This window comes from Streptomyces sp. NPDC008079 (genome assembly GCF_042957385.1).
GTDB lineage: Bacteria > Actinomycetota > Actinomycetes > Streptomycetales > Streptomycetaceae > Actinacidiphila.
Genome location: NZ_JBIBIC010000002.1, coordinates 448343 through 471972, shown reverse-complemented (window position 1 = coordinate 471972; position 23630 = coordinate 448343). Strand labels below are relative to the sequence as shown.

At 74.1% G+C, this 23630-nt stretch carries 19 protein-coding genes and 2 pseudogenes; 10 read left to right on the top strand and 11 right to left on the bottom strand.

Annotated features, from left to right (window positions below):
• Positions 1-213 precede the first annotated feature (213 nt).
• Together ACFZAM_RS09085 and ACFZAM_RS09080 are read right to left on the bottom strand one after the other, a co-directional pair.
• Entirely contained in the window at positions 214-1302 is a 1089-nt protein-coding gene (locus tag ACFZAM_RS09085; protein WP_391044147.1) for an amidohydrolase family protein, read from the bottom strand.
• Between the two features lie 139 nt (positions 1303-1441).
• A complete protein-coding gene (locus ACFZAM_RS09080; RefSeq protein WP_391044146.1) occupies positions 1442-2413 on the bottom strand; it encodes a helix-turn-helix domain-containing protein in 972 nt (323 codons plus the stop codon).
• 70 nt (positions 2414-2483) lie between these two features.
• Here ACFZAM_RS09080 and ACFZAM_RS09075 point away from each other — a divergent pair, with 70 nt between their 5' ends.
• Both ACFZAM_RS09075 and ACFZAM_RS09070 read left to right on the top strand, forming a co-directional pair.
• The gene (locus ACFZAM_RS09075; protein WP_391044143.1) at positions 2484-4010 is read left to right on the top strand and encodes an MFS transporter; all 1527 of its coding nucleotides are present in this window, start codon (positions 2484-2486) and stop codon (positions 4008-4010) included.
• A 125-nt stretch (positions 4011-4135) separates the two neighbouring features.
• The gene (locus ACFZAM_RS09070) at positions 4136-4516 is read left to right on the top strand and encodes a DUF488 family protein (protein WP_391044287.1); all 381 of its coding nucleotides are present in this window, start codon (positions 4136-4138) and stop codon (positions 4514-4516) included.
• An 88-nt stretch (positions 4517-4604) separates the two neighbouring features.
• On the opposite strand, the gene ACFZAM_RS09065 is transcribed toward ACFZAM_RS09070, so the two are convergent.
• Positions 4605-6137 (bottom strand): aldehyde dehydrogenase family protein, encoded by a 1533-nt coding sequence (locus tag ACFZAM_RS09065; RefSeq protein WP_391044140.1) that lies wholly within the window; start codon positions 6135-6137, stop codon positions 4605-4607.
• A gap of 284 nt (positions 6138-6421) precedes the next feature.
• Here ACFZAM_RS09065 and ACFZAM_RS09060 point away from each other — a divergent pair, with 284 nt between their 5' ends.
• The 4 genes and pseudogenes from ACFZAM_RS09060 (at position 6422) to ACFZAM_RS09045 (ending at position 9834) form a co-directional block, all read left to right on the top strand.
• Complete coding sequence (locus tag ACFZAM_RS09060) at positions 6422-7192, top strand: IclR family transcriptional regulator (RefSeq protein ID WP_355333788.1); 771 nt, start codon at positions 6422-6424, stop codon at positions 7190-7192.
• A 61-nt stretch (positions 7193-7253) separates the two neighbouring features.
• Positions 7254-8021: a methyltransferase domain-containing protein gene (locus tag ACFZAM_RS09055; RefSeq protein WP_391044137.1), complete on the top strand. Its 768-nt coding sequence runs from the start codon at positions 7254-7256 to the stop codon at positions 8019-8021.
• 140 nt (positions 8022-8161) lie between these two features.
• Positions 8162-8669, top strand: a pseudogene (locus tag ACFZAM_RS09050) (SigE family RNA polymerase sigma factor); the annotation flags it as partial.
• Positions 8670-8904: 235 nt separating this feature from the next.
• Positions 8905-9834: a hypothetical protein gene (locus tag ACFZAM_RS09045; protein WP_391044135.1), complete on the top strand. Its 930-nt coding sequence runs from the start codon at positions 8905-8907 to the stop codon at positions 9832-9834.
• A gap of 246 nt (positions 9835-10080) precedes the next feature.
• On the opposite strand, the gene ACFZAM_RS09040 is transcribed toward ACFZAM_RS09045, so the two are convergent.
• Entirely contained in the window at positions 10081-11328 is a 1248-nt protein-coding gene (locus tag ACFZAM_RS09040) for a hypothetical protein (RefSeq protein WP_391044134.1), read from the bottom strand.
• Between the two features lie 22 nt (positions 11329-11350).
• A complete protein-coding gene (locus tag ACFZAM_RS09035; protein ID WP_391044132.1) occupies positions 11351-12283 on the bottom strand; it encodes a 5-dehydro-4-deoxyglucarate dehydratase in 933 nt (310 codons plus the stop codon).
• 249 nt (positions 12284-12532) lie between these two features.
• Between ACFZAM_RS09035 and ACFZAM_RS09030 the strand changes: the two genes are divergently transcribed.
• Positions 12533-13363 (top strand): NAD-dependent epimerase/dehydratase family protein, encoded by an 831-nt coding sequence (locus ACFZAM_RS09030; protein WP_391044130.1) that lies wholly within the window; start codon positions 12533-12535, stop codon positions 13361-13363.
• A 79-nt stretch (positions 13364-13442) separates the two neighbouring features.
• On the opposite strand, the gene ACFZAM_RS09025 is transcribed toward ACFZAM_RS09030, so the two are convergent.
• The 3 genes from ACFZAM_RS09025 to ACFZAM_RS09015 form a co-directional block, all read right to left on the bottom strand.
• Positions 13443-13883, bottom strand: coding sequence for a response regulator (locus ACFZAM_RS09025; RefSeq protein ID WP_355333804.1), 441 nt, complete (start codon positions 13881-13883; stop codon positions 13443-13445).
• On the bottom strand, positions 13880-15676 hold the full coding sequence (locus tag ACFZAM_RS09020; protein WP_391044128.1) for an ATP-binding protein: 1797 nt from the start codon (positions 15674-15676) through the stop codon (positions 13880-13882). Before ACFZAM_RS09020 ends, ACFZAM_RS09025 begins: the two co-directional genes overlap by 4 nt.
• 242 nt (positions 15677-15918) lie before the next feature.
• Complete coding sequence (locus ACFZAM_RS09015) at positions 15919-17130, bottom strand: SpoIIE family protein phosphatase (protein WP_355334674.1); 1212 nt, start codon at positions 17128-17130, stop codon at positions 15919-15921.
• A 357-nt stretch (positions 17131-17487) separates the two neighbouring features.
• Here ACFZAM_RS09015 and ACFZAM_RS09010 point away from each other — a divergent pair, with 357 nt between their 5' ends.
• Together ACFZAM_RS09010 and ACFZAM_RS09005 are read left to right on the top strand one after the other, a co-directional pair.
• Complete coding sequence (locus tag ACFZAM_RS09010) at positions 17488-18246, top strand: alpha/beta fold hydrolase (protein ID WP_355333809.1); 759 nt, start codon at positions 17488-17490, stop codon at positions 18244-18246.
• A gap of 179 nt (positions 18247-18425) precedes the next feature.
• Entirely contained in the window at positions 18426-19652 is a 1227-nt protein-coding gene (locus ACFZAM_RS09005) for a TerD family protein (protein WP_391044125.1), read from the top strand.
• Between the two features lie 228 nt (positions 19653-19880).
• On the opposite strand, the gene ACFZAM_RS09000 is transcribed toward ACFZAM_RS09005, so the two are convergent.
• A complete protein-coding gene (locus ACFZAM_RS09000) occupies positions 19881-20297 on the bottom strand; it encodes a CBS domain-containing protein (RefSeq protein ID WP_355333815.1) in 417 nt (138 codons plus the stop codon).
• A gap of 330 nt (positions 20298-20627) precedes the next feature.
• On the opposite strand from ACFZAM_RS09000, the gene ACFZAM_RS08995 reads away from it, so the two are divergent.
• Positions 20628-21272 (top strand): HNH endonuclease family protein, encoded by a 645-nt coding sequence (locus ACFZAM_RS08995; RefSeq protein ID WP_355333817.1) that lies wholly within the window; start codon positions 20628-20630, stop codon positions 21270-21272.
• A gap of 147 nt (positions 21273-21419) precedes the next feature.
• On the opposite strand, the pseudogene ACFZAM_RS08990 reads toward ACFZAM_RS08995, so the two are convergent.
• Positions 21420-21752 (bottom strand): annotated as a pseudogene (locus ACFZAM_RS08990) (Tat pathway signal sequence domain protein); the annotation flags it as partial.
• A gap of 157 nt (positions 21753-21909) precedes the next feature.
• Positions 21910-23439: a hypothetical protein gene (locus tag ACFZAM_RS08985; protein WP_355333820.1), complete on the bottom strand. Its 1530-nt coding sequence runs from the start codon at positions 23437-23439 to the stop codon at positions 21910-21912.
• Between the last annotated feature and the right edge of the window lie 191 nt (positions 23440-23630).

The window sequence follows — 23630 nt, the reverse complement described above, 5'->3', positions numbered from 1 at the left end:
GACACCCCTCACCTCGGTTGACGCCCCGGGCGGCCGCGAAGATGCCTAACGCGTCCCGGCTCCCGTACGTCACGGTCGGTCAACTCACGTCCTCGCACGTCGAACGGCCGTGGTGTACACGGGAGGCGTCCGCGAGCGGCGCGGCGCGACCGTCTGCGCGCGGCGAACGGGACGGTGTGACCGCGAAAGGCCCCGCGAGAGCTTGACGGTCCGTCAGGCGACGACCGTGCCGCGCAGCACGATCCGCCGCGGCGCCGCCAGCACCCGTACGTCCGCGCGCGGATCGCTCTCGTAGACCACCAGGTCGGCGGGCGCGCCCTCGGTGAGCCCTTCGCGGCCCAGCCATTGGCGGGCACCCCACGTGGTTGCGGAGAGAGCGGCGTTGACGGGCAGCCCGGCGGCGACCAGCTCCGCGACCTCGTCGGCGATCAGGCCGTGGGCGAGGCTGCCGCCCGCGTCCGTACCGGCGTAGACGGCGATACCGGCGTCGTACGCGGCGCGCACGGTGTCGTGGCGGCGGGCGTGCAGCCGTCGCAAGTGGTCGGCCCAGCGCCGGAATTTGGCCTCGCCGCCCGCGGCCAGGGCGGGGAAGGTGGCGATGTTGACCAGGGTGGGGACGATGGCGACGCCGTGTTCCGCGAAGAGCGGGATGGTGTCCTCGGTGAGTCCGGTGGCGTGCTCGACGCAGTCGATGCCCGCGGCGACGAGGTCGGCGAGCGAGTCCTCGGCGAAGCAGTGCGCGGTGACGCGGGCGCCTTCCTCGTGTGCGGCGGCGATGGCCTCGGTGAGCGCGTCCTTCGGCCAGCACGCCGCGAGGTCGCCCGCCTCCCGGTCGATCCAGTCGCCGACCAGCTTCACCCAGCCGTCGCCGCGACGCGCCTCGCGGCGTACGTACGCCGTCAGGTCGCCGGGCTCGATCTCGTGGGCGTAGTTGCGGATGTACCGGCGGGTGCGGGCGATGTGGCGGCCCGCCCTGATGATCTTGGGCAGGTCGGCGCGGTCGTCGGTCCAGCGGGTGTCGCTCGGCGAGCCCGCGTCGCGCAGCAGCAGCGCGCCGGCCTCCCGGTCGGTGAGCGCCTGCTTCTCCGCGGTGTCGCGGTCGACGGCGCCGTGCGCGTCGAGTCCCACGTGGCAGTGCGCGTCGACCAGTCCCGGCAGGGTCCAGCCGGTGACGGTCGCGGCCGGAGCCGCGGCCGGGCGGTCGTAGCTGATCCGCCCGCCGACCACCCACAGCTCGTCCCTGACCTCGTCGGGCCCGACCAGCACCCGTCCCTTGATGTGCAGCACGTCGCGTTCACCCATGCACCGCACTGTACGAGGCACCCGGCGGTCACGGGTCGTACGGTCGCCGGTCGTACGGTTGTACGGCCCGGACCGGCGAAGGGCGCCGCCGCCGGACGCCCCGGACCGGCGAGAAGCGCCGCCGCCCACCGGCCAGAGGTCAGGCCGTCGTCAGGCGGGTGAACGTCGCGCGGTAGTCGCTCGGCGTCAGCCCGGCCCTGCGCAGCAGGTGCTGCCGCAGCGAGTCGGCGGTGCCGAGACCGCTGGCGCGGGCGACCTGGTCGACGGGCAGGGTCGTGGTCTCCAGCAACTGCTTGGCCCGCTCGACGCGTTGGTGCAGCAGCCACTGGAGCGGGCTGAGTCCGGTCTCGGCGTGGAAACGGCGGCTGAGGGTGCGGACGCTGACGGCCGCGTGCCGGGCGAGGTCGGTGAGGGTGAGCGGCGCGTCGAGCCGGGTCATCGCCCAGGCGCGGGTCGCGGCGAGCGACGTGCCGGTCTCCGCGGGCAGCGGGGTGTCGGTGAACTGCGCCTGCCCGCCGTGCCGTACGGGCGCGACCAGCGCCAGCCGGGCCACCGTGTTGGCGACGGCCGCGCCGTAGTCGGTGCGGATGATGTGCAGGCACAGGTCGATGCCCGCCGCGTATCCGGAGGACGTCAGCATCTGGCCGTCCTGGACGAAGAGCACGTCGGGCTCCATGACCACCGCCGGGTAGCGCGCGGCGAGTTGGCCGGTGTACTCCCAGTACGTGGTGGCCTGGCGGCCGTCGAGCAGTCCGGCCTCGGCGAGCAGGAAGGCGCCCGTGCAAATGGACGCCACCCGCTTGCCCGCCCGCGCCGCCTGCCGCAGGACGGCCACGACACGCGGGTCCGGGTCCTCCCGCGACCCGGTCCCGGCCACGACCACCGTGTCGGCGCGCTCCACCGCGTCCAGACCCTGCCCGATCACCAGCTCGGCCCCGCCGCCGGTCCCGACGCTGCCGGGGTCAGACGTGCACAACTCCACCTCGTAGCCGGGCCCGCCGTCCACCCGGACCTTGCCGAACAGCATCTCCGGCACGGCGAGGTTGAACATCGACACCGGCCGCGCGGCGATCACCGCGACCCGGTGCGGGCGGGGACATGTGAAGGGCATGGCCAGAACCTCCGGGACCGTGGCATTCAGGCCACTACTGTACGGCGACGGCCGCGGCCACGCTGATCGCATGTCTCCGCGTCTCTCCGGTCCGGACTGTGCGGCCCCGCCCGCCGCCCGGAAACCCGTCGCCGCACCCGCGCCCGCGCCCGTACCCTCGCCCGCGTCCGCGTCCGCGTCCGCGTCCGCGTCCGCGCCCGTACCCTCGCCCGGCCGCACCCTGGCCGCCGCCCTGCTCGGCTTCTTCGTGATCACCCTGGACGCCTCGGTCGTGACGGTCGCCCTGCCGTCCATCGGCACCGATCTGCACGGCGGCCTCGCCGCGCTCCAGTGGGTCGTGGACGGCTACACGCTGGTCTTCGCCGCCTTCATGCTCTCCACCGGGGCGCTGTCGGACCGGATCGGCGCCGGGCGCGCCTTCGGCGCGGGCATGGCGGTCTTCACCGCCGCGTCGGCCGCGTGCGGTCTCGCGCCCGGCCTCGGCGTACTGATCGGCACCCGCGTGGTGCAGGGCACGGCCGCCTCGGTGATGCTGCCCGCCTCGCTCGCCCTGGTGCGGCAGGCGTATCCGGACGCCGGGTCCACCCCGCATCCGTCCGGCGCGGCGTCCGGCAGGATCGGCAGGGCCCGCGCCATCGCCCTGTGGGCGGCGGGCGGCGCCTCGGCCGTGGCGCTCGGGCCCGTCGCGGGCGGCGCCCTCACCTCGGCGTGGTCCTGGCGCGCCATCTTCTTCATCAACCTTCCGGTCGGTCTGCTCGCCGCCGTGCTGCTGGCGCGGACGCCCCGCTCGCCGCGAAGGCCCGCGCCGCTGGACGTGCCGGGGCAGCTCACGGCGGTGCTGGGGCTGGCCGCGCTGACCTTCGCGGTCATCGAGGGCGGCGGGCTCGGGCTGGTGGCGGCGGCCGTCGCGGTGGCCGTCCTCGCCGGTTTCTTCCTGATCGAGGCGCGCAGCGCGCATCCGGTGGTGCCGCTCGGCCTGTTCAGGGACCGTACGGTCGCGGTCTGTGTGGCGGTGGGCGCCGCGCTGAGCTTCGCCTTCTACGGGATGATCTTCGTGCTCAGCCTCTTCTTCCAGCAGGTGCGCGACCAGTCACCGCTCGGCGCCGGGCTCATGTTCCTGCCCATGACGGCGCTGATCCCCGCCGTCAACATCGTCTCGGGCAGGCTGTCCGCCCTCTCACCGCCTTCGGCGGGAGGTGGCACCGTCGGCGCCCGGCTGCCCATGCTCGCCGGTCAACTCCTCATGGTCGCCGGGCTGTTGGTGCTGCTGCCGGTCACCGCTCGCACCCCGGCCGCGCTGCTCGCGGTCGTCATGGTGCCGCTCGGCCTCGGCGGCGCGCTCGCCGTACCGCCGCTGACCGCCGCGCTGCTGGACGCGACCCCCGCCGACCGCGCCGGGCTGGCGGCCGGGGTGCTCAACGCGGGCCGCCAGATCGCGGGCGCCCTGAGCGTGGCCGCCTTCGGCGCGCTGGTCGCGGACCGGGACCGCTTCCTGTCCGGCATGCGCGTCTGCCTCCTGCTGTCCGCCGCCCTGCTGACCGTCACCGCCGTCGCCACGGCGGCGGCCCTGCGCCCCGGCCGCCCGGCCGACTCCTGACCCGGTGTCCCGCGACCGACCGGGCGGCCCGACCCCGACAAGGCGGCCCGGTCCCGACGCGGTGGCGGATCGGCGGCCGGAGGCGTGGACTGGAAGGGGTGAGACGGAGCGGAGAGGCGGACGGGATGGCGAAGGACGCGGGCGCGGCGACGGGTTTCCGGGTGCGGCGGATCTACGACGACGTGGACGCCGGGGACGGCCTGCGCGTGCTGGTCGACCGGCTGTGGCCGCGCGGGGTGTCCAAGGAGCGGGCGGCGGTGGACGACTGGTGCAAGGTGCTCACGCCGTCGGCCGAGCTGCGCACCTGGTACCACGCCCACCCGGACCGCCACGCGGACTTCGCGCGGCGCTACCGGGCCGAGTTGGCGGGTCCCGAGCAGGTCCCCGCCACCCAGCGGCTGCGCGAGCAGGCGCGCGCCGGGAGCGTCACCTTGCTGACGGCGGTGAAGGACCCGGAGCACAGCCACGTCCCGGTGCTCCTGGCCCATCTCACGGACGCGCCCTAGGACATGCCCCGAGGTCCCGTCCGGCGGCACCGGACGGGACCTCGGGGTCAGTCCGGCCCGGGGCACCGTACGGCCGCGCCCCCGGGCATCACCTGACCAGGACGCCGTCGACCCGGCGCGGGACGCCCAGCGGGTTGGCGTCGGCCAGCTCGGGCGGCAGCAGTGCGGGCGGGGTGTCCTGGTACGCCACCGGCCGCAGCCAGCGCTCGATGGCGGTGCCGCCGACGGAGGTGGAGGTCGAGGTGGTGGCCGGGTAGGGGCCGCCGTGGTGCTGGGCGGGGGCCACCGCGACACCGGTCGGCCAGCCGTTGACCAGGACGCGCCCGGCCAGGCCGGTGAGCCGGGCCAGCAGCGCCGCCGCCTCGGCGCCGGGCTGCCCGGCCTCCTCCGTACCGAGGTGCGCGGTCGCCGTGAGACTGCCCGGCAGCCGGTCGAGCACGGCGGCCAGTTCGGCGGCGGACCCGTACCGTACGACGACGGTCAGCGGCCCGAAGCACTCCTCGAAGAGCAGGTCGTACGCGCCCTGCTCGGTGAGGTCGGCCGCGGCGACGGTGACGAAGCCGGGCCGCACCGCGTGCTCGCCGCCGTCGCCCGCGGTGACGGGGGTCTCGACGCCGGGCAGGGCGGCGCGGGCGGCGACGCCCTTGAGGAAGTTGTCGCGCATGCGGGCGTCGAGGAGCACACCGGGGCCCGCGTCCGAGGCGGCGCCGGTGAGCGCGGCCACCAGCCGGTCGCCGTGCTCGCCGCCGGGGGCCAGGACGAGGCCCGGCTTGGTGCAGAACTGGCCGACGCCCAGGGTGAAGGAACCGGCGAGCCCGGTGCCGATCTGCTCGGCGCGCTCGGCCGCCGCGGCCTCGGTGACGACGACCGGGTTGAGGCTGCCCAGTTCGCCGTGGAAGGGGATCGGGCGCGGTCGTGCGGCGGCGGCGTCGTAGAGGGCGCGTCCGCCGGGGACCGAGCCGGTGAAGCCGGCCGCGGCCACCAGCGGGTGCTTGACCAGCTCGACCCCGGCCTCGAAGCCGTGCAGCAGGACGACGGTGTCGGCGGGCAGGCCCGCGGCGACGGCGGCGCGGCGCAGGATGTCGGCGCAGAGCGCGGAGGTGGCGGGGTGGTCGGGGTGCGCCTTGACCACGACCGCGCACCCGGCCGCGAGCGCGCTGGCGGTGTCGCCGCCGGGTACGGAGAAGGCGAGCGGGAAGTTGCTGGCCGCGTAGACGGCGACGACGCCGAGCGGGATCTTGTAGCGGCGCAGATCGGGGCGCGGGATGGGCTGGGCCGCCGGATCGGCGTGGTCGATGATCACGTCCAGATAGCCGCCCTCGTCGACCACATCCGCGAACGCGCGCAACTGATAGGCGGTGCGGGCGAGTTCACCGGTGAGGCGGGGCAGCCCGAGCGCGGTCTCGGCGTCGGCCGCCGCGATGACCGCCGCGCCCTCGTCCTCCAGCAGCCCGGCGGCGCCGCGCAGCAGGCGGGAGCGTACGCTGCGGTCGGCGAGCGCGGGAACGGCGGTCGCCGCCGCGCGCACGGCGGCGTCGACCTCGTCGGCCGTGGCCTCCACCGCGACCTGCTCCCGCTGCTTCCCGGTTCGGGGGTCGACGCTCCAGACTGGTACTGCCACCGGAAGAACCTCCACATTTCCGTACTGCACGACGGCATCGTTCTCTATACTGAACAACGTCTTCAGATATGAATCACCGATCGTCCGGAGCCTACGTCCACGGGCCCGGCCGGACAAGGCGGGCGCCGGGCACGGCGCGCACGAACACGCACGACGTGACGCACGACGGACACGCACGACGAACGGTCACGACAACCGAGCACGACAGACAGACACGACGAACACGCACCACACACGAGCACGACTGAACGAGCACCACGAACGTCTTAGAGGGGTCGTACGCGATGGCTGTTGCCGAGGGAGCCGGTTCCCAGGTCAAGTCCGCGGTCCGCACGGTGGAACTGCTGGAGTTCTTCGCGGGCCGCCCCGGCATGCACAGCCTGGCCGCCGTGCAGGAGTCGGTGGGGTACCCGAAGTCCAGCCTGTACATGCTGCTGCGCACCCTGGTCGACCTCGGCTGGATCGAGACGGACGCCACCGGTACGCGGTACGGCATCGGCGTGCGCGCGCTGCTGGTCGGCACCTCGTACATCGACGGTGACGAGGTGGTGGCCGCCGCCCGGCCCACGCTCGACCGGCTGTCCGACGACACCAGCGAGACCATCCACCTCGCGCGCCTCGACGGCACCAACGTGGTCTACCTGGCCACCCGGCAGTCGCAGCACTACCTGCGGCCGTTCACCCGGGTCGGACGCAGGCTGCCCGCGCACTCCACCTCGCTCGGCAAGGCGCTGCTGGCCACGTACACCGACGAGCAGGTGCGCAAGCTGCTGCCGGAGACGCTGGAGCCGCTGACCGAGCACACCCACACCGACCGCGAGAAGCTGATCGAGGAGCTGGCCCAGATCCGCGAACAGGGCTACTCCGTCGACCGCGAGGAGAACACCCTCGGGCTGCGCTGCTTCGGGATCGCGATCCCGTACCGCACGCCCGCGCGGGACGCGGTGAGCTGCTCGGTGCCGGTGGCCCGGCTGACCCCGGGGCACGAGCAGATGATCAAGGACACGCTCTTCGACGCGCGGGACCGGCTGCTGCTCGCCACGCGCCGCCTCTGACGGTCGTACGGCCGGCGTCGTAGGGTCGGCGTCGTAGGGTCGGCGTCGTAGGGTCGGCGGCATGCGCGAATCCGATACCCAGATGTTCGCCCGCCGGGCCTCCTCCTTCGGCGCCGAGGCCGCCGCCTATGCCGCGCACCGGCCCGACTACCCGGTGGCGGGCGTGCGGTGGGCGCTGCACGCGACCGACGACGAGCGCGGCACGCTCGACGTGCTGGACCTCGGCGCGGGCACCGGCAAGCTGAGCCAGTCGCTGGTGGCGCTCGGCCACCGGGTCACCGCCGTGGAGCCGGACCCCGGCATGCGCGCGGAGTTGGAGCGGCTGCTGCCGTCGGTGACGGCGCTGGCGGGCGGCGCGGAGGAGATCCCGCTGGCGGACGCCTCGGTGGACGCGGTCGTGGTGGGGCAGGCGTTCCACTGGTTCGACCAGGAGCGGGCGATGCCGGAGATCGCGCGGGTGCTGCGGCCCGGCGGCACGCTGGGCGCGCTGTGGAACACCGACGACGACCGGGTGGAGTGGATCGCCGGGCTCAACACGGTGACGGCGAGCCGGGTGTCGTACATCGACTGGCGGCCGGGCAAGGGCATCGACCGGCACACCGGCTTCACGCCCGTCGAACACGGCGAGTTCCCGCACCGGCAGCCGCAGACGGTCGACTCACTGCTGGCCACCGTCGCCACCCACTCCCACGTCCTGGTGCTCGAACCCGCCGAGCGCGAGGCGCTGGTGGGGCGGATCAGGGACTATCTGACGTCCCGTCCCGAGACCTCCGACGGCCCCTTCGACCTGGAGATCGTCACCCGGGTACAGCGCTGCGCCCTGACATGACGAGCCGTCAGCCGGCCTGCTGATCCGGGGTTCGCCGCCCGTCGCCGAAGTGCTGTTTCCCGACCTCTGCCCATGGCCTTCCACCGCTGCTACGCTCACGCCGCGCCGTGGCGGGGAGGTCCGGGCAGGAAGAGGTGACCGTGGGCACAGCCATCGGCGACGACGCCGACGCCGCCGCTGATTTCCACGCGTTCTTCGAGCAGCACTACGCGGAACTGGCGCGTCTGGCACACCTGTTGACCGGTGAGGCGGACGCGGCCGACGATCTCGCGGCCGACGCCCTGGTCGCCATGTGGCGGCACTGGGACCGGGTGCGGGCGGCCGACCACCCGGTCGCGTACGCCCGCGGTGTGGTGACCAATCTGGCCCGCTCGCGCATTCGCAGCGCGGTACGGGAGCGGCGGCGGATCGCGCTGTTCTGGTCGCAGCCGCAGGACCGGACCGACGGTCCCGACGTACCGGCGGTGCTCGACGTGCGTGAGGCGTTGCAGCGGCTGCCGTTCCGCAAGCGGGCGTGCGTGGTGCTGCGGCACGCGTTCGACCTGTCGGAGCGGGACACGGCGGCGGTGCTCGGCATCTCGGTGGGTACGGTGAAGAGCCAGACGTCGCGCGGCGTCGCGGAGTTGGAGCGGCTGCTCGCGCCGCGGACGGGCGGCGCCGAGCCGGACCCGGCCGCGGGCGACGGGGTGCGGGCGGCGCCGGGTGCCGCTACGGTGCCGGGCGCGGGTACGGTGCCGGGCGCGGGCGCCCCCGGCGGTGCGGGCCCTGTTCCCGGCCCCGCCGTCCCCGGCGCCTCGGGCCCGGTCGTCACCGGCCCCGGCGCGGCGCGCATCATGGGTGCGGCGGGTCCTGCGGCTCGTACTCGTACGGGACGGGGAGTGTGATGGCCGACAGGACCGACAGGGCCGAGCTGCCGGAACGGCTGCGGGACGCGGCCGGGTCCCACCGGCCGGACCGGGAGCGGATGCTGGCGCGGGTCGAACAGGGCATGGCGGAACGCGACATGGCCGGGCACGGGATGGCGGAGCCGCCGCGCACCGGCGGGCGGTCCGACGGGCACGGCGGCGGGACCGGGGCGCCGTGGATGCGGATCGCCGCGGTGACGGCGGCCGTCGCGGGCGCGATCGGCCTCGGCGGCCTCGCGGTCGGCGCCGTGACCGGCAACGGCGAGCCGACGCAGTCCGTGGTGACCTCCGGCGGGCCCGGCGTCACGCACTCCGCGACCTCCAGCCCGGTCGGCACCGACTCCCCCGCCGCGCAGCCGCGTTCACCGGCCGCGTCGTCGCACCCGTCCGGCCGCCACGGCGGCACCGGCGGTACGCGTCCCACGGGCACGCCGTCCGGCGGCGCGTCCTCCCCCACCGGCACTCCCCCGTCGTCGGCGGCCACCACCTCGGGCATCGACGGCGGCGCGCCGGGCTCGGTCGAGACCGCGCGGAACGGCACGCTGACCGCGCGGGGTTCGGTGGACAGCGCGAGCAACGACTACTGGACGCAGAGCGATGTGGTGCTGACCACCGGCAAGCCGCTCACGACGCTCAGCGTCGAACTGCGCGTGGCCCGTACCGAAGGCGTCAGCAGCACCGGTTCGTGGACCTCCGTCTCGGGCGGCACGAACCCCACGGTGACCGTGGAGGGCGCGGAGCTGGTCTACCGCTGGACGCTCGACGCGAACAACACGCTGGCGCCCGGCACGTACACGTTCTCGGGCCAGTTCAACCACGCGGCGGGCGCCCGCGCCACCGGCGGCGACACGTACACCGCCCGCTGGACCGGGCCCGACGGCACGTCGTCGGTCGACGGCGGATTCTGACCGGACGGCTCCCGTAGCCCGCCGGAAATATTCGCGTCATACGCGGCAACCTCCGGTGCCCCGGTGGCGACTTGAGTACGCACAGCCCTCCCGCCTCACCTGAGGGTGACGCTCCGGGGCGCGGCGGTACCCCCATGATCGCCGCGCCCCGGCCCGTCTCGTGCTCCCGCCCGCCCACGGCGGCCCCGCGCCGCGGGCCCGTCGTCGGCGCGTGCCGTCAGCACGCGCCCGCGAAGGCTCCGCGCCTCAGGCCAGCGCCGACCGTACGGCCCTCAGGTCGGCGTCCGAGGCCAGGCCCGCGTGGTACAGGCGCAGTTCGGTGGCGCCGAGCGCGGCGGCGTGCGCGGCGTCCTCGGCGAGCGTGCCGGGGCTGCCGCCCATGCCGGAGACGACGGTGAGGTTCGCCGCCAGTACGGTGCCTTCGCGGCGGTGCGGCGCGAGCGGGGTCAGCATCGCCTCGCGGGCGGCCGGACCGCCGGCGCAGGGCAGGACGAGCCCGTCGGCGTGGGCCAGGACGCGGGCCGGTTCCACGCCCGCGTTGGCGCCGCAGCGGTACGGCGCCGGGTCGGCGTGCATCAGCACCTGGAAGCCGGGCGCGGCGGCGGCCCGTACGGCGGCCACGGCCCGCTCCTGGAGCGAACCGGCCGTCTGTGTACGCCAGGTGAGGGTGAGCGCCGTCAACTCCGCGCCGAGCAGCCTCTCGATCGCCGGGAGCCCGGCGGCGTCGCCCGGGGCGTCCCCCTCGAAGACGGGTGCCAGCGCGCGGCGGACGGCGGCGGCCACGTCGGCGGGATCGGCGCCGAGCCCGGCGTAGCCGTCCCGGCAGTGCGCGCAGAAGCACAGCGACATCAGGTACTGGGCGGCGTCGCCGAGCGGCACCCCGGCGATCTTGTCGTGGGCGTGCAGGTGGGCGAGGCCGTACCAGCCCAGGGACTCCAGTTCGGTGCCGCCAGCGCCGGGGCGTACGGCGGCCTCCGCCGCGAGGTCCACCAGGTAGGTACGGACGGCCGGTTGGGCGATGCAGGGCGCCCACGGGTAGCGGTCGCCGTAGGCGTTGACCACCGAGGTGGCCGGATGCTCGGCGCCGAGGCGGGAGTTGTGGGCGAGCACGACCCAGGTGTGGACGTCGAGCCCGGCGGCGGCCAGCGCGCGGGCCGCCGTACCGAAGGCGTCCCCGCCGCCGTCCCCGTCGAAATCCCCGGCCCCGACTCCGACCCCGCCCCTGTCCCCGGACCCGGACCCGCCCCTCGCCCAGCTCCCGGCCGGGTAGGGCCGCAACTGCCTTCCCTCCCAGCGCTGTTCGTCGGGCGGGTAGAGCACGGCGGAGTGTTCCGCGGTGACGATCCGGTGCCGGGGGTGACGGGGGGTCAGCGCGCGGGTGGAGTGGTAGGCGGAGGCGAGGGTGACCTGCTGGACGCCGAGGGCGGCGATCCGTTCGGCCGCCTCGGGGTCGCCCACGACGTCCCAGGGATAGACGAAGGCGGAGGTCCTCATGGTCGGCACGTCCGGGGCCCGTTCAGCGGTCGCCGAGCAGCGCGAGGCCCTGCTCGATCAGGTCGGCCAGTTCCTTGACGTGCGCGGCGGACGGCTCCGACAGCGGCGGGCGGACCTCGCCGACGTCCAGGCCGCGCATCCGTACCCCCGCCTTGACCAGCGAGACGGCGTAACCCCGGCCCTGGTTGCGGAGGTTGACCAGCGGGCGGTAGAAGCCGTCGATCAGCGTGTTGACGGTGGCGTCGTCGCCGGTGGTGAGCGCCTTGTGGAAGGCGAGGGCGATCTCGGGCGAGAAGGCGAAGACCGCGGAGGAGTAGAGCAGTACGCCGATGCCGCGGTAGGCGAGGCCGGTGAGTTCCGCGGTGGGCAGGCCGTTGAAGTAGAGGAAGTCCTGGCCGGGGAGTTCGGTGCGGACCGCGCTGATGATCCGCTGCATCAGGTCGAGGTCGCCGAGGCCGTCCTTGAGGCCGATGATGTTGGGCACCTTGGCGAGTTCGACGACCGTCTCGGGGGTGAAGACAGCGTTGTCGCGCTGGTACACGATGACATCGAGGCCGGTGCCCGCGGCGAGCGCCGCGTAGTGCCGCAACATGCCCTCCTGGCCGGGGACGACGAGGTAGGGCGGCATGGCGAGCAGGCCGTCGGCGCCCGCCTCCTCGGCGAGCCGGGCGTACTGGACGGCGAGCGCGGTCCCGTATCCGGCCCCGGCCACCACCGGCACCCGCCCCGCGACCTCGTCCACCGCCGCCGCGACGCACGCGCGGAACTCCTCGGGGGACAGCGCGTGGAACTCGCCCGTGCCGCAGCACGCGAAGACGGCGGCGGCGCCCGCCTCCACCCCGGCGCGCACATGCGCGCGGAACACGTCGAGGTCGAGAGCGCCGTCCGGGCCGAAGGCCGTCACGGGGAAGAACAGCAGGCCGTCGAGGCGCTCGGCGAGGGCGGGTGAGGTCATCGGGTTCCCCCTGAAGTCTGTGCGCTCATCTGATCCATGTCTATATTCATGAACGCTGCCACGCTAGGCGAGGTGACCTGGGCGGGTCAAGCCGACGGGCACCTCCAAGAGCCTCCGCGCCGCCCGCGCCCACCGCCAGGAACTGTCCATATACTTGAACGTCGTCCATGGACATACCCACGGCGGACGTCAGCCGTCTACAGTGACCCCTGAGGTCAGCGAAGCCCCCGCCAGACACGGAGACCCCGTATGCCCGCTCCCCGCACCGTCCTGCTCACCGGCGCCGCAGGCGGCCTCGGCACCCTCATGCGCGGCCTGCTGCCGTCGTACGGATACGACCTGCGGCTGTTCGACGTCCGCCCGGTCGAGGGGGCGCCCGACGGCACGCGGGTGATCACCGCGGACCTGTCCGACCGGGACGCGCTGCGCGAGGCGGTGCGCGGCGTCGACGCGATCATCCACCTCGCCGGGATCTCGCTGGAGTCCTCCTTCGACAAGATCCTGCGCGGCAACATCGAGGGCACCTACCACCTCTACGAGGCCGCCCGCGAGGAGAACGTCCGCCGGATCGTCTTCGCCTCCAGCAACCATGCCGTCGGCTTCACCCCGCGGCCGCAGGGCTCCCCGGTGCCGGACGAGGCGCTGATCCCGATCACCACTGCGCGCCGCCCCGACACCTACTACGGGCTCTCCAAGTGCTTCGGCGAGGACCTGGCGCAGCTCTACGCGGACCTGCACGGCATCGACACCGTCTCCGTACGCATCGGCTCCTGCTTCCCCGAACCCACGTCAGTGCGGATGCTGTCGGTCTGGATGAGCCCGGCCGACGGCGCCCGGCTCTTCCACGCCGCGCTCAGCGCCGGGACCACGGGGCACACCGTCGTCTACGGCAGCTCCGCCAACACCCGCCTGTGGTGGGACCTTTCGGGCGCCCGCGCGCTCGGGTACGAACCGCGGGACGACTCGGAGCCGTTCGCCGCGAAGCTCATCGCCGAGCAGGGCGAGCTGGACCCGGACAATCCCGCGCACGCCAACCTCGGCGGCCCGTTCTGCACGGACCCCCCGATCTGGCCGTACTGACGGACGAGACGCGTGGCGAGACGTACAGGTGGACGCGCGGAGCCGTACGGACCGTGCGCGGACGCCGCCCGCGGGCCGCTCAGCGGCCGGGCAGCCGTACCACCGACAGGAAGAAGTCGTCGATCTGCCGCACCGCGCTGATGAACTGCTCCACGTCGACGGGCTTGGTGACATACGCGTTCGCGTGCAGCTTGTAGCTGCGGAGGATGTCCTCCTCGGTGGCGGACGTGGTGAGCACCACCACCGGGATCATGGCCAGGTCCCGGTCGCCCTTGATCATCTCGAGCACCTGACGCCCGTCGTACTTCGGCAGGTTGAGGTCGAGCAGGATCAAGTCGGGCCGCACCGCGTCCTGGTGGGCGCCGCGCCGGTAGAGGAAGTCCAGCGCCTCCTCGCCGTCGCGGACCACGTGGAGGGTGTTGCCGATCCTGTTGTCGGCGAACGCCTCCCGGGTCATCAGCTCGTCGCCCGCGTCGTCCTCGACCAGCAGGACCTCGATCGGCTGTACGGGTTGACTCATACGCGCGGTGCTCCCTCTGCTCCCTCGATGCCAGGCGCCGCCGCCTGGTCAGGTGACTCTTCTGCCCCGGCGGGCAGCGTGAAACGGATGCGGGTGCCGCCGGTGTACTCGTTGTCCACCGAGATGCGCCCGCCGTGGTGCTCGATGATCTTCCGGCACATGGCGAGGCCGATGCCGGTGCCCTCGTAGGTGTTGCGGCTGTGCAGCCGCTGGAAGAGCACGAAGACCTTCTCGCTGAACTCCTCCTGGATGCCGATGCCGTTGTCGGTGACGCTGAAGACGAGCGTGCCGTCGGGGGCGGTTCCCGACTCCACCGTGATCACCGGCGGCCGGTCGGGGGAACGGAATTTGATCGCGTTCCCGATCAGGTTCTGCCAGACCAGGGCCAGCAGCGTCGCGTCGCCGACGGTGTCCGGCAGCACGGCGGGCCGCTCGACGCGCGCCCCGGCCTCCTCCAGCCGCTCCGCGAGGTTGTACAGCGCCTGGTCGAGCGTGTTCTCCAACTGGACCGGTCGGTGGTCGTCCTGCGCCCGGCCCACCCGCGAGAAGGCCAGCAGGTCGTTGATGAGGATCTGCATGCGCTTGGCGCCGTCGACCGCGAAGTCGATGTACTGCACGCCGCGTTCGTCCAGCGCGTGCCGGTAGCGCTTCTCCAGGAGCTGGCAGAAGGACGCGACCTTGCGCAGCGGCTCCTGGAGGTCGTGCGAGGCGACGTAGGCGAACTGCTCCAACTCGGCGTTGGAGCGGCGCAGTTCCTCGGCCTGCTCGGTCAGCTCCGCCGCCTGGGCGGCCAGCAGTCCGCGCTGGCCGTGCGCCTCGGCCAGCGCGCCCGCGATACCGCTGCGCATCGCTTCCACGGCCTCGGCCAGCACCCGCAGATCGGCCGGGCCGCTGGGCTCGATCCCGGTGTCGAAGTCGCCGCCCGCGACCCGCAGCGCGTCGTCGCGCAGCCGCCCCAGCGGCAGGCCGACGATCCGGCGCAGGAGCAGCGCCAGGAAGACCATGGCCACCAGGAAGCAGGCCAGCATCGCCAGGAACACCGCGTCGCGTTCGTTGCGCACGCGCCGCAACTGATCCTGACTGTGCTGCCGGTCCTCCTTCAGATGCGTGTCCTGGATCGTGAACTGGGTGCGTACGGTGTCGAAGCCCCGCTTGCTGCTGTCCAGCAGCGAGGTGTCGGCGGAGGCGGGCAGGCCCTCGCGGGCGTGCTCGATGAGCGGCAGCGCGTACGTGGTGCGCCAGCGGTCGGCCGCCTCTTCCAGCGCCAGCAGGTCGGCGGAGGCGCGCTTGTTGCCGCTGATCAGCGGGCGCAGCCTGGCGGTGATCGTCTTCTGGTCCGCGAGGCCCTCGGTGTAGGGCTGGAGGAATTCCGCCGAATGGGTGAGCACATAGCCGCGCACGCCGGTCTCCTGGTCCAGCAGCGCGGTCTGCAACCGCACCCCCTCCACCCGCGCGGGCTGCACCCGGTTGGCCAGGTGGTCGGAGATCGACGTGGTGTGCGCGAGCAGTTGCGCGCCGATCACCGCGAAGACGAGGACGAGCAGCGTCATCCCGCCGAGCACGAGGTTGAACGCGCCCTGGACCGTGATCCGGCCCTTCTCGCGCGGCCGGAAGCCGGACCTCGTCCGGGGGGCCTTCTGCCCGCGAGCGGGTACGGGGGCGGGCACGACGTCGGGCGCGGGATCGGTATCCCGCGCGGGATCGACGTCCGGAGCGGGTTCGACGTCGGGGCCGGGATCGACGTCGGGACCGGACTCGGACCGCGGCCCGGGTACGGGCGCGCTCTCGGACACGGGCCCGGCTTCGGATACGGACTCGGATACGGCCTCAGGCTCGGACACGGGCGGCGGGTCGGTCGGGGGATGCGGCACGGACGCGGACTCCGGAACTGGCGTGGGATCGGGCGTGGACTGGGCGACGGGCGCGGTCCCTGAAGCGGGCGCGGCCCCGGCAGCGGCTTGAGGCGTCGGCTCCGGCGCGGGCGCCGTGGGTTGCGTCGGCTCCGAACCGGGCCCCGGGACGGGCGGGCGTTCCGTCATGACCTCGCCCGCCATCCCGCGTGCATCACGGCCGCGTCGTCCTCGAGACCGCCGCGCCCCGCCGTCGCCGTCTCGGCCGCGTTGATCAAGGCGTCGACGAACGCCTCCGCGGGCAGTGCGCCGTTCTTCCGGGCCAGCTCCAACAGCCCGTCCTCGCCGAGCCGTTCCGGCCCGTCGCCGTACCGCCACTCGAAGAGGCCGTCGGTGAACAGGACCACGGACGCGCCGTCCAGCGTCTCGGTCGTCACCGGCCAGACGCCCTGCCCCGGCAGCAGCCCGAGCGCGGGCCCGTACGCCGGCTCCCACCACTGGACGTCGGCGCCGCGGCGCAGCAGCACGCCCGGATGCCCGGCTCTGACGATCTTGACGGTGGTGCGGTCGGGGGCGAACTCCAGGGAGCTGAGGGTGGCGAAGACGTGTTCGCCCGCGCGCTCGGCGACCAGCATCTGCTCCAGCATGCCGGGCAGTTCGGCGCCGCGGGTGCCGGCGAGGACGAAGGACCGCCAGGCGACCCGCAGGCACACGCCCAGGGCCGCCTCGGCCGCGCCGTGCCCCGACACGTCGCCGATGACGACGTGCACCGTGCCGTCCTCGGTCTGCACGACGTCGTAGAAGTCGCCGCCGAGCAGCGCGTGGTCGCGGCCCGGCCGGTAGCGGGTGGTCACCTGCCAGTCGTCGCCGCGCAGCAGCGGGGTGGGCAGCAGCCCGCGCTCCAGCCGGGCGTTCTCCTCGGCCCGCATGGAGCTCTCGCGCAGCGCCACGTGCGCGCGCTCGATCTGCTTGCGCTGGACGGCGTAGCGGATGGCGCGGCTGAGCGACTGGGGTTCGAGGGCGCTCTTGGACAGGTACTCCTGGGCGCCGGAGGCGACCGCGGCGAGCCCGGCGTCCTCCTCCGACAGACCGGTCAGCACCACGACGGCCGCGCCGGGCGCGTCCTTCAGCAGCCGGGACACCGCGTCCACGCCGAAGGCGTCGGGCAGGTGCAGGTCGAGCAGGACGCACTCGGGCGCGGCGCGGCGGGCCAGCAGCTCCAGCGCCTCGGCGAGATTGCTCGCCCTGACCACCTGGGTCGCGGCGTCGCTCAGCGCGAGGTACTCCTCGACGAGCAGGGCGTCGCCGTCGTCGTCCTCGACCAGCAGGACCGTCGCGGGGCCCGACTGCCCGAAGGAGGCGGGCGGCGCCGTGCGCGGACTCTGACTGTCGCGAATGTCACGAACATCACGGCTGTCACGCCCGTCGCGGGTGTGCGGGATGCCCACCGGAAGTCCGGCCGGAACTCCGACCGGGCCGCTCTGCACCACGTTTCTTCCTCCGCCTTCGGCTGCCCGACCATTGAGATTGCGCTGAGCGTACTTGCCCAGGGCAGGAGCGTATATGCGGGAGCCTCCGGACCCCTGTTCGATCCGGCAACCTGTGCGCCGGGTCCGCCGCGCGACCCATCCGGAACCGTCGTCGCTACGAATGACGGAGGATTGACGGGGTACGGCGGAACGGGGATTCCGGAACGTCCGTTCGTACCTGTCACGGCACGTCGGCGGAGGGAACGGACACGGGTGGAGGCACGGGTGGCAGAGGACCGCGACGGCGACAGCGCACGCGCGGGGTATCGGGGCCTGGTGATGCGGCGTTCCGCGGCGGCCCCCGAGGCGGCGGTGCTGGTACTGCACGGCGGCCGGGAGCGCGGTATGGGCCGGCCGTCCCGGCTGAACGCGCCGGGGCTGCGGATGCGCCCCTTCGTCCGGGCGCTGGCCCGCGCGACGCGGGGCCGCCGGGTGGTGCTCGCCGAGGCCCGCTACCGGCACCGCGGCTGGAACGGGGAGCGGGCGGACGCCGCGCGGGACGCGGCCGACGCGCTGGCGGAGCTGTCCAGGCGGACCGGCGGGGCGCCGGTCGTGATGGTCGGGCACTCCATGGGCGGCAGGGCGGCGCTGCGGGTGGCCGGTACGGACGGGGTGGTCGGCACGGTGGCGCTGGCCCCCTGGTGCCTGCCGGGGGAGCCGGTGGAGCAGCTCTCGGCGGCCCGGCTGGTGTTCCTGCACGCGGAGGCCGACCGGATCACCTCGCCCGTGGAGTCGCTGCGGATGGCGGAGCGGGCCAGGGCCGAGGGCGCCGAGGTGTGCCGCTTCGTGCTGCCGGGCGGCGACCACGCGATGCTGCGCCAGGCGGCCGTCTGGCACGCGCTCACCACCCGGGCCGTCTGCGGCCTGCTCGGCCTGTCCGCGCTCCCGCCCGAGGTCGCCTCCGCCTTCGCCCTGCCGCCCGGCTCCCCGGACGGCCTCGACGTGCCCGCGACCGCCGGTGACGGGCGGGGCGTGCGGGTGTGAGGGTACGGGGCTGCCGATACGGGTCCGACCGTACGCGACCGCGGGCGCAACGCTGCCGGTACGAGCCGGCGCGGGCGCCGGAATGGGCGCCGGGACCGGGTGCCCATAACGGGCCGGAAGCTGATCTCCGGGTCATGGAACCGCAAACAACAGTCGGTCGTTACGGGGGCATGACCGCTATGACGCCTGGCTCGAATGTGCCGCTCTCCGTGCCCCGAGTGGCCGTGGACGTCGCCGCCTCCTCCGCGCGGCTCGATGTCTCGGGCCTGCTCCTGACCGGTGACGGGAAGGTGCGCTCCGACGACGACTTCGTCTTCTACAACCAGCCCCAGGGGCCCGGCGTCAGCCACCGCTCCGGGGGCGGTTCCGGGCCCGACTCGATCACCGTGGACACGGCGGCCGTCCCGGCCGGGATCGAGAAGGTCGTGGTGACCGCGAGCCTGGACGGCGGCGGTCCCTTCGCGGGTACGACACCGACGGCCACGGTCCGCAGCGCGGACGACGGCTCGGTGATCGCCACCTTCACGCCCACCGGGCTCGGCCCGGAGACCGCGCTCGTCGTGGTCGAGGTGTACCGGCGCGGCGGCGCCTGGAAGGTCCGCGCGGTCGGCCAGGGGTACGCCAACGGGCTGGGCGGCATCGCCAGCGACTTCGGGGTGAATGTGGAGGAGCCCGCGGCCCCCGCGGCCCCCGCCGCCGCGTTCACCCCGCCGCCGCCCGCGCCGGGACTGCCCAGTGCGCCGCCGCCCTCCGGCGCGCCCGCCGCGTATCTGCCGCCGCCGCCCTCCGCTCCCCCGGCCGCGCCGCCCGCTCCCGCGCCGGGCGCGGGCAAGGTCAATCTGGACAAGGGCCGGGTCAGTCTCCGCAAGAACGAGACGGTGTCGCTGGTCAAGGCGGGCAAGCCGTTCCTGTCCTCGGTGCGGATGGGCCTGGGCTGGGAGCCCGCCTTCGGCGGCCGGGACATCGACCTGGACGCGTCGGTGATCGCCTACGGTCCGCAGCGCAACCACATCGCGACCTGCTACTTCGGCAAGCTGTCCATCCTCAACGGCGCGGTCCAGCACTCCGGTGACAATCTGACCGGCGCGGGCTCGGGCGACGACGAGACGATCACCGTGCACCTGGGCGGGCTGCCGCCGGAGGTCACCGGTCTGGTCTTCACGGTGAACTCGTACTCGGGGCAGAAGTTCAACAAGGTCGCCAAGGCGTACTGCCGGCTGCTCGACGCGGGCACCGGCGAGGAGCTGGTCCGCTTCGACCTGACCGGCAGCGAGCCGCGCACGGGTGTCCTGATGGCCAAGCTGATCAAGCAGTTCTCCGGCGAGTGGGAGATGACCGCCATGGGCGACTTCATCGACTCGCGTACCGCCAAGGGGATGGTGCGGCCCGCCTCCGCGGCGCTCTGAGGCACCGCGGACCGGACGTGTGCCCTGCGGGGCCGCCGCCGGTCCGCGCAGGCTGGCATGAGTCCGCGCGGACCGGCGGCGGCCCGCGCGACCGGTCCCAGGCGGCGCGGGACCGGCCTCAGGCGGCGCGGACCGGTCTCACATCGCAGGCCGGTCTCACACCGCGCGGCGGCCTCAGACCGCGGGCCGCGCTCGGACCGCGGACCGGGCTCGGACCGGGCGTCGGGCTCAGACCGCGCGGATCGCCGTCGCCAGGGCGCCCGCCTCGGCCGGGCCGAGGTGCCGGGCGATGTCGGCCTCGCTGATGATGCCGACCAAGCGGCTGCCCTCGACCACCGGCACCCGGCGGATGCGCCGGGAGGACATGGTCGCGACGACGCTGCCCGCGTCGTCGTCGGCCGCGGCCGTCACCGGGCTGCCGTCCATCAGGTCGGCGGCCCGGACCGCGCCCGGGTCGTGGCCGGTCGCCACGCAGCGCAGCACGATGTCCCGGTCGGTGAGCACCCCTTGGAGCCCGCCGTCGTCACCGGTGACCGCCAGGGCCCCGATGTCCGCGTCCCGCATCCGCTTGGCGGCCACGTCCAGGGTCTCGTGGGCGGAGATCGTCTCGACGCCCTGATGCATGATGTCGCGCGCAGTGGTCACAGCAGCTCCATTCGTCCCGGGCCCCCGCGCCGACCATAAAGTCCCGCGCGCCGCCCCGCACGGCGGCGGGAGCCGGGGCCAGGACCGGGAGCGGGCGGGCGCGGGGGCGCCGTGCGCACGGCGCTCGGAGGCCGTGGGACCCCGGCACGCACCGGCTCGTGCGCCGCGCGGGCCTCGTACGGGCCGGACCGCCACCGGACGTTCGCACATCAACATGTCATGGTCACATAAAATTTACCGCTGACGGTCTACCCGCATAGACCCGTGGCCGGGACCCTGGTCGGGAACCACCCGTACCGCTCGACCCCCTAGCCACGGGAGCGCTCAGTCATGCCCAAAAACCGTCTCGTGCACGGAATCTGTGCCGCCGTCAGCGCGGCACTGCTCGCGCTGACCGTCCTGTTCGTCAGCGGCGGCCCCGCACAGGCCGCTCTGCCGACCCCGATCGCCGCCTCCACCGCCCGCAGTTACCTGTCCGGCATGACGGCCACCGCGGAGACGCACGCCTCGACGTACGACCGGAATCTGTTCCCGACCTGGATCACCATCTCGGGCACCTGCGACACCCGCGAGTACGTGATCAAGCGCGACGGCACGAGCGTGGTGACCGACAGCTCGTGCAAGGCGACCTCGGGGAACTGGACCAGCCCGTACGACGGCGTGACCACCACCGACCCGTCGACCTTCGACATCGACCACCTGGTGCCGCTCGCCGAGGCGTGGGCCTCGGGCGCCTGGGCCTGGACCACCGCGCAGCGCCAGGCGCTGGCCAACGACGTGACCCGCCCGCAGCTCGTGGCCGTCTCCGCGCACTCCAACCGCTCCAAGGGCGACGGCGACCCGGCCGAGTGGCTGCCGCAGGCGTCGTACCAGTGCACGTACGCCCGCGCGTGGGTGCAGGTGAAGCACTACTACGGTCTGACCGTGGACAGTGCGGAGAAGTCGAAGCTCACGTCGGTCCTCAGCGGCTGCTGAAACGTTCCGGCCGCACCCGGCCGCACCCGGCCTCGCTCGTCACGGCGGTGACGAGCGCGGCCGGGCGGCGGTCCGCCCCTCAGCCCGGCCGCCCCTCAGCCCGGCAGCCCGTCAGCCCGTCAGCCCGTCAGTCCGTCAGCCCGGCGTCTTCAGGGTCAGCGTGCGGCGGCCGGGCGCGTAGAACCAGACGGCCCCCTCGCGCACGAGGTACACCCCGTCGTCCGCCCACCACAGGCCCGTCAGCCCGTGCGCCCGCGTGACCTCGCCCGCCGCGAACGGCGTCTCCACCCAGTCCACGCCGTACACGGTGCCGGGCCCGGTCGCCCGTGACAGGTCGTCCACGTAGCGGCCCCCGGAGTCGATGCACCGGAACGCCTGGAGCACGCCACCGTTCTGCGCCGACGGCGGCGTCCGCCGGCACAACGACGTTCCCGCGGTCAGATACGCGTGACCTCGCTTCGGGTCGGCCACCACGGCCTCCCGCGTACGGCTGACCGGCACCGGGGCTCCTCACGTCGCGCTGACCACCCACGGTGCCGCCCCCCGGCCAACCCCGGATGAACGGCGTCCTTCCGCGAGGCGGCCACCCGGTTGCCCCCGGCGCGGGGGCGCGCCCCGAGCGGTGGCCCGCCGCGCGTCAGCCCGAAAGGCCCTGGCGGGAGCGGGCCTTGAAGGCCGCCTTGCGGGCGTCCTTGGCGGATTTGCGGTCCGGGTGGAGACGCCCCATGGCTTCGAGGACGTCGGCGGTGGCGGGGTGGTCGACGCGCCAGGCGGCGTCGAAGAAGCCGTCGTGCCGGGCGACGAGGTCACGGACGAGGTCGGCCAGGATCTCGGGGGCGTCGTCGGCGGCGAGCTGCGCGGCGAGGGTGTCGATGGTGAGCCAGAAGACCATGTCCGCGTCGGGCGCGGGGATGTCGGCGGCGCCGCTCTCGGTGAGCCAGACGCGGGCGAGGCCGCCGAGCGCGCGGTCGTCGAGGACTTCGCGCAGCGCGGGCTCGGCCTCGGCGCCGAGCAGGGTGAGCGTCTGCTGGCAGATGAGACGACGGCCCGGCGCACCGGCGTCGTCGCCGCGCGCGGCGGCGAGCAGTTCGCGTGCGGCGTCGGCCGGCTTGCGGTCCTCCAGCCACAGCTCGGCCTCCACGCGCGCCGCCTGGTCGGGGTAGCCGGTCAGCGCTTCGAGGAGGTCGACGCCCGACCCGCCCGCGAGGTCGCCGATGGCGGGGGCCTGCGCGCCCGCGTCCACGAGCCGTTCGCGCATGCCGTGCACGCCGAGCGGCGTGAGCAGGACCATGCCGTAGCGGGAGACCTCCTCGGGGTCGAGGTCGTCCCCGACGGCCCCCTCGGGGAATTCGGGGAAGGAGCCGGTTTCCCCGTCACCCTCCGCCTCCTCGATCAGCGCCTCGTCGACCGGCTGGTAGTCCAGCAGTCCGGTCGTGGCGAGCAGCCGGAAGTGGTCGTCCAGCCGCATCATCACCTCGGTGACCTCTTCGAGGACGGCGTCGCTGGGCTGGTCCATCTCGTCGGGCACGACGAGGGACGCGGCGAGCACCGGCAGCGGTACCGCGTCGGGCCCGTCCTCGGCGACCGCCGAGTCCTCCACGGCCATCAGCGCGTAGAGGTTGACCAGCGCGCTGTCGAGGAATTCGGCCTCCTTCTCCGGGTCCCAGTCCAGCTCGTCCAGGAGCACCTGGTCGCCGTCGTCCATGACCTCGCGCAGACTCTCGAAATCCGGTGCGGCGGCGTCGGCGAGGGCCGACTCGGCGGCGGCCAGCCAGATGTCGAGCACGTCCTGCGGGAGGCCCGCGGTGATCCGCTCGTACGCCTCGCCGGGCAGCGCGCGACCGGCGACCTCGCCGACCGGCGTGGACTCCTCGGCCTCCTCGTCGATCTCCAGGACCAGCAGGCCGGTGTCGACGGCGACGCCCCATGCCTGGGCGGTCTCGGCGAGCCCTTCCTCGTCCTCGTCCACCGGGAGGCCGAGTTCCGCGGCGGCGGCCACCAGGTCGTCGTCCAGCAGCTCGCCCATCGCGTCGACCGGCCGTTCCGGTGTCGCCCACCGGGTCAGCCGCAGCGCTCGGTCCAGCAGCGGCACGGCCAGTGCCAGCCGCGCGAGGTCGTCCGCGGGGAGCAGCCGTACGGGCGGCAGGACGAGGGGACCTTCGGACATGGGGTGACTCCTAGAGGGCTCTACGGCTGTACGGCGTGAGGGGTGTGCCGGTCCGGCTCACCCCTGGCGGGTGGATCGGACCGGCACACGCGAACCGGTACGCGCGCCGGACGCGCGCACTCAGCGTAGGCCCTGCGACCCCCCGACCGTCGGCCTCCCGGCCCCGTCGCACCCGTCACCCCGCCGGTTCA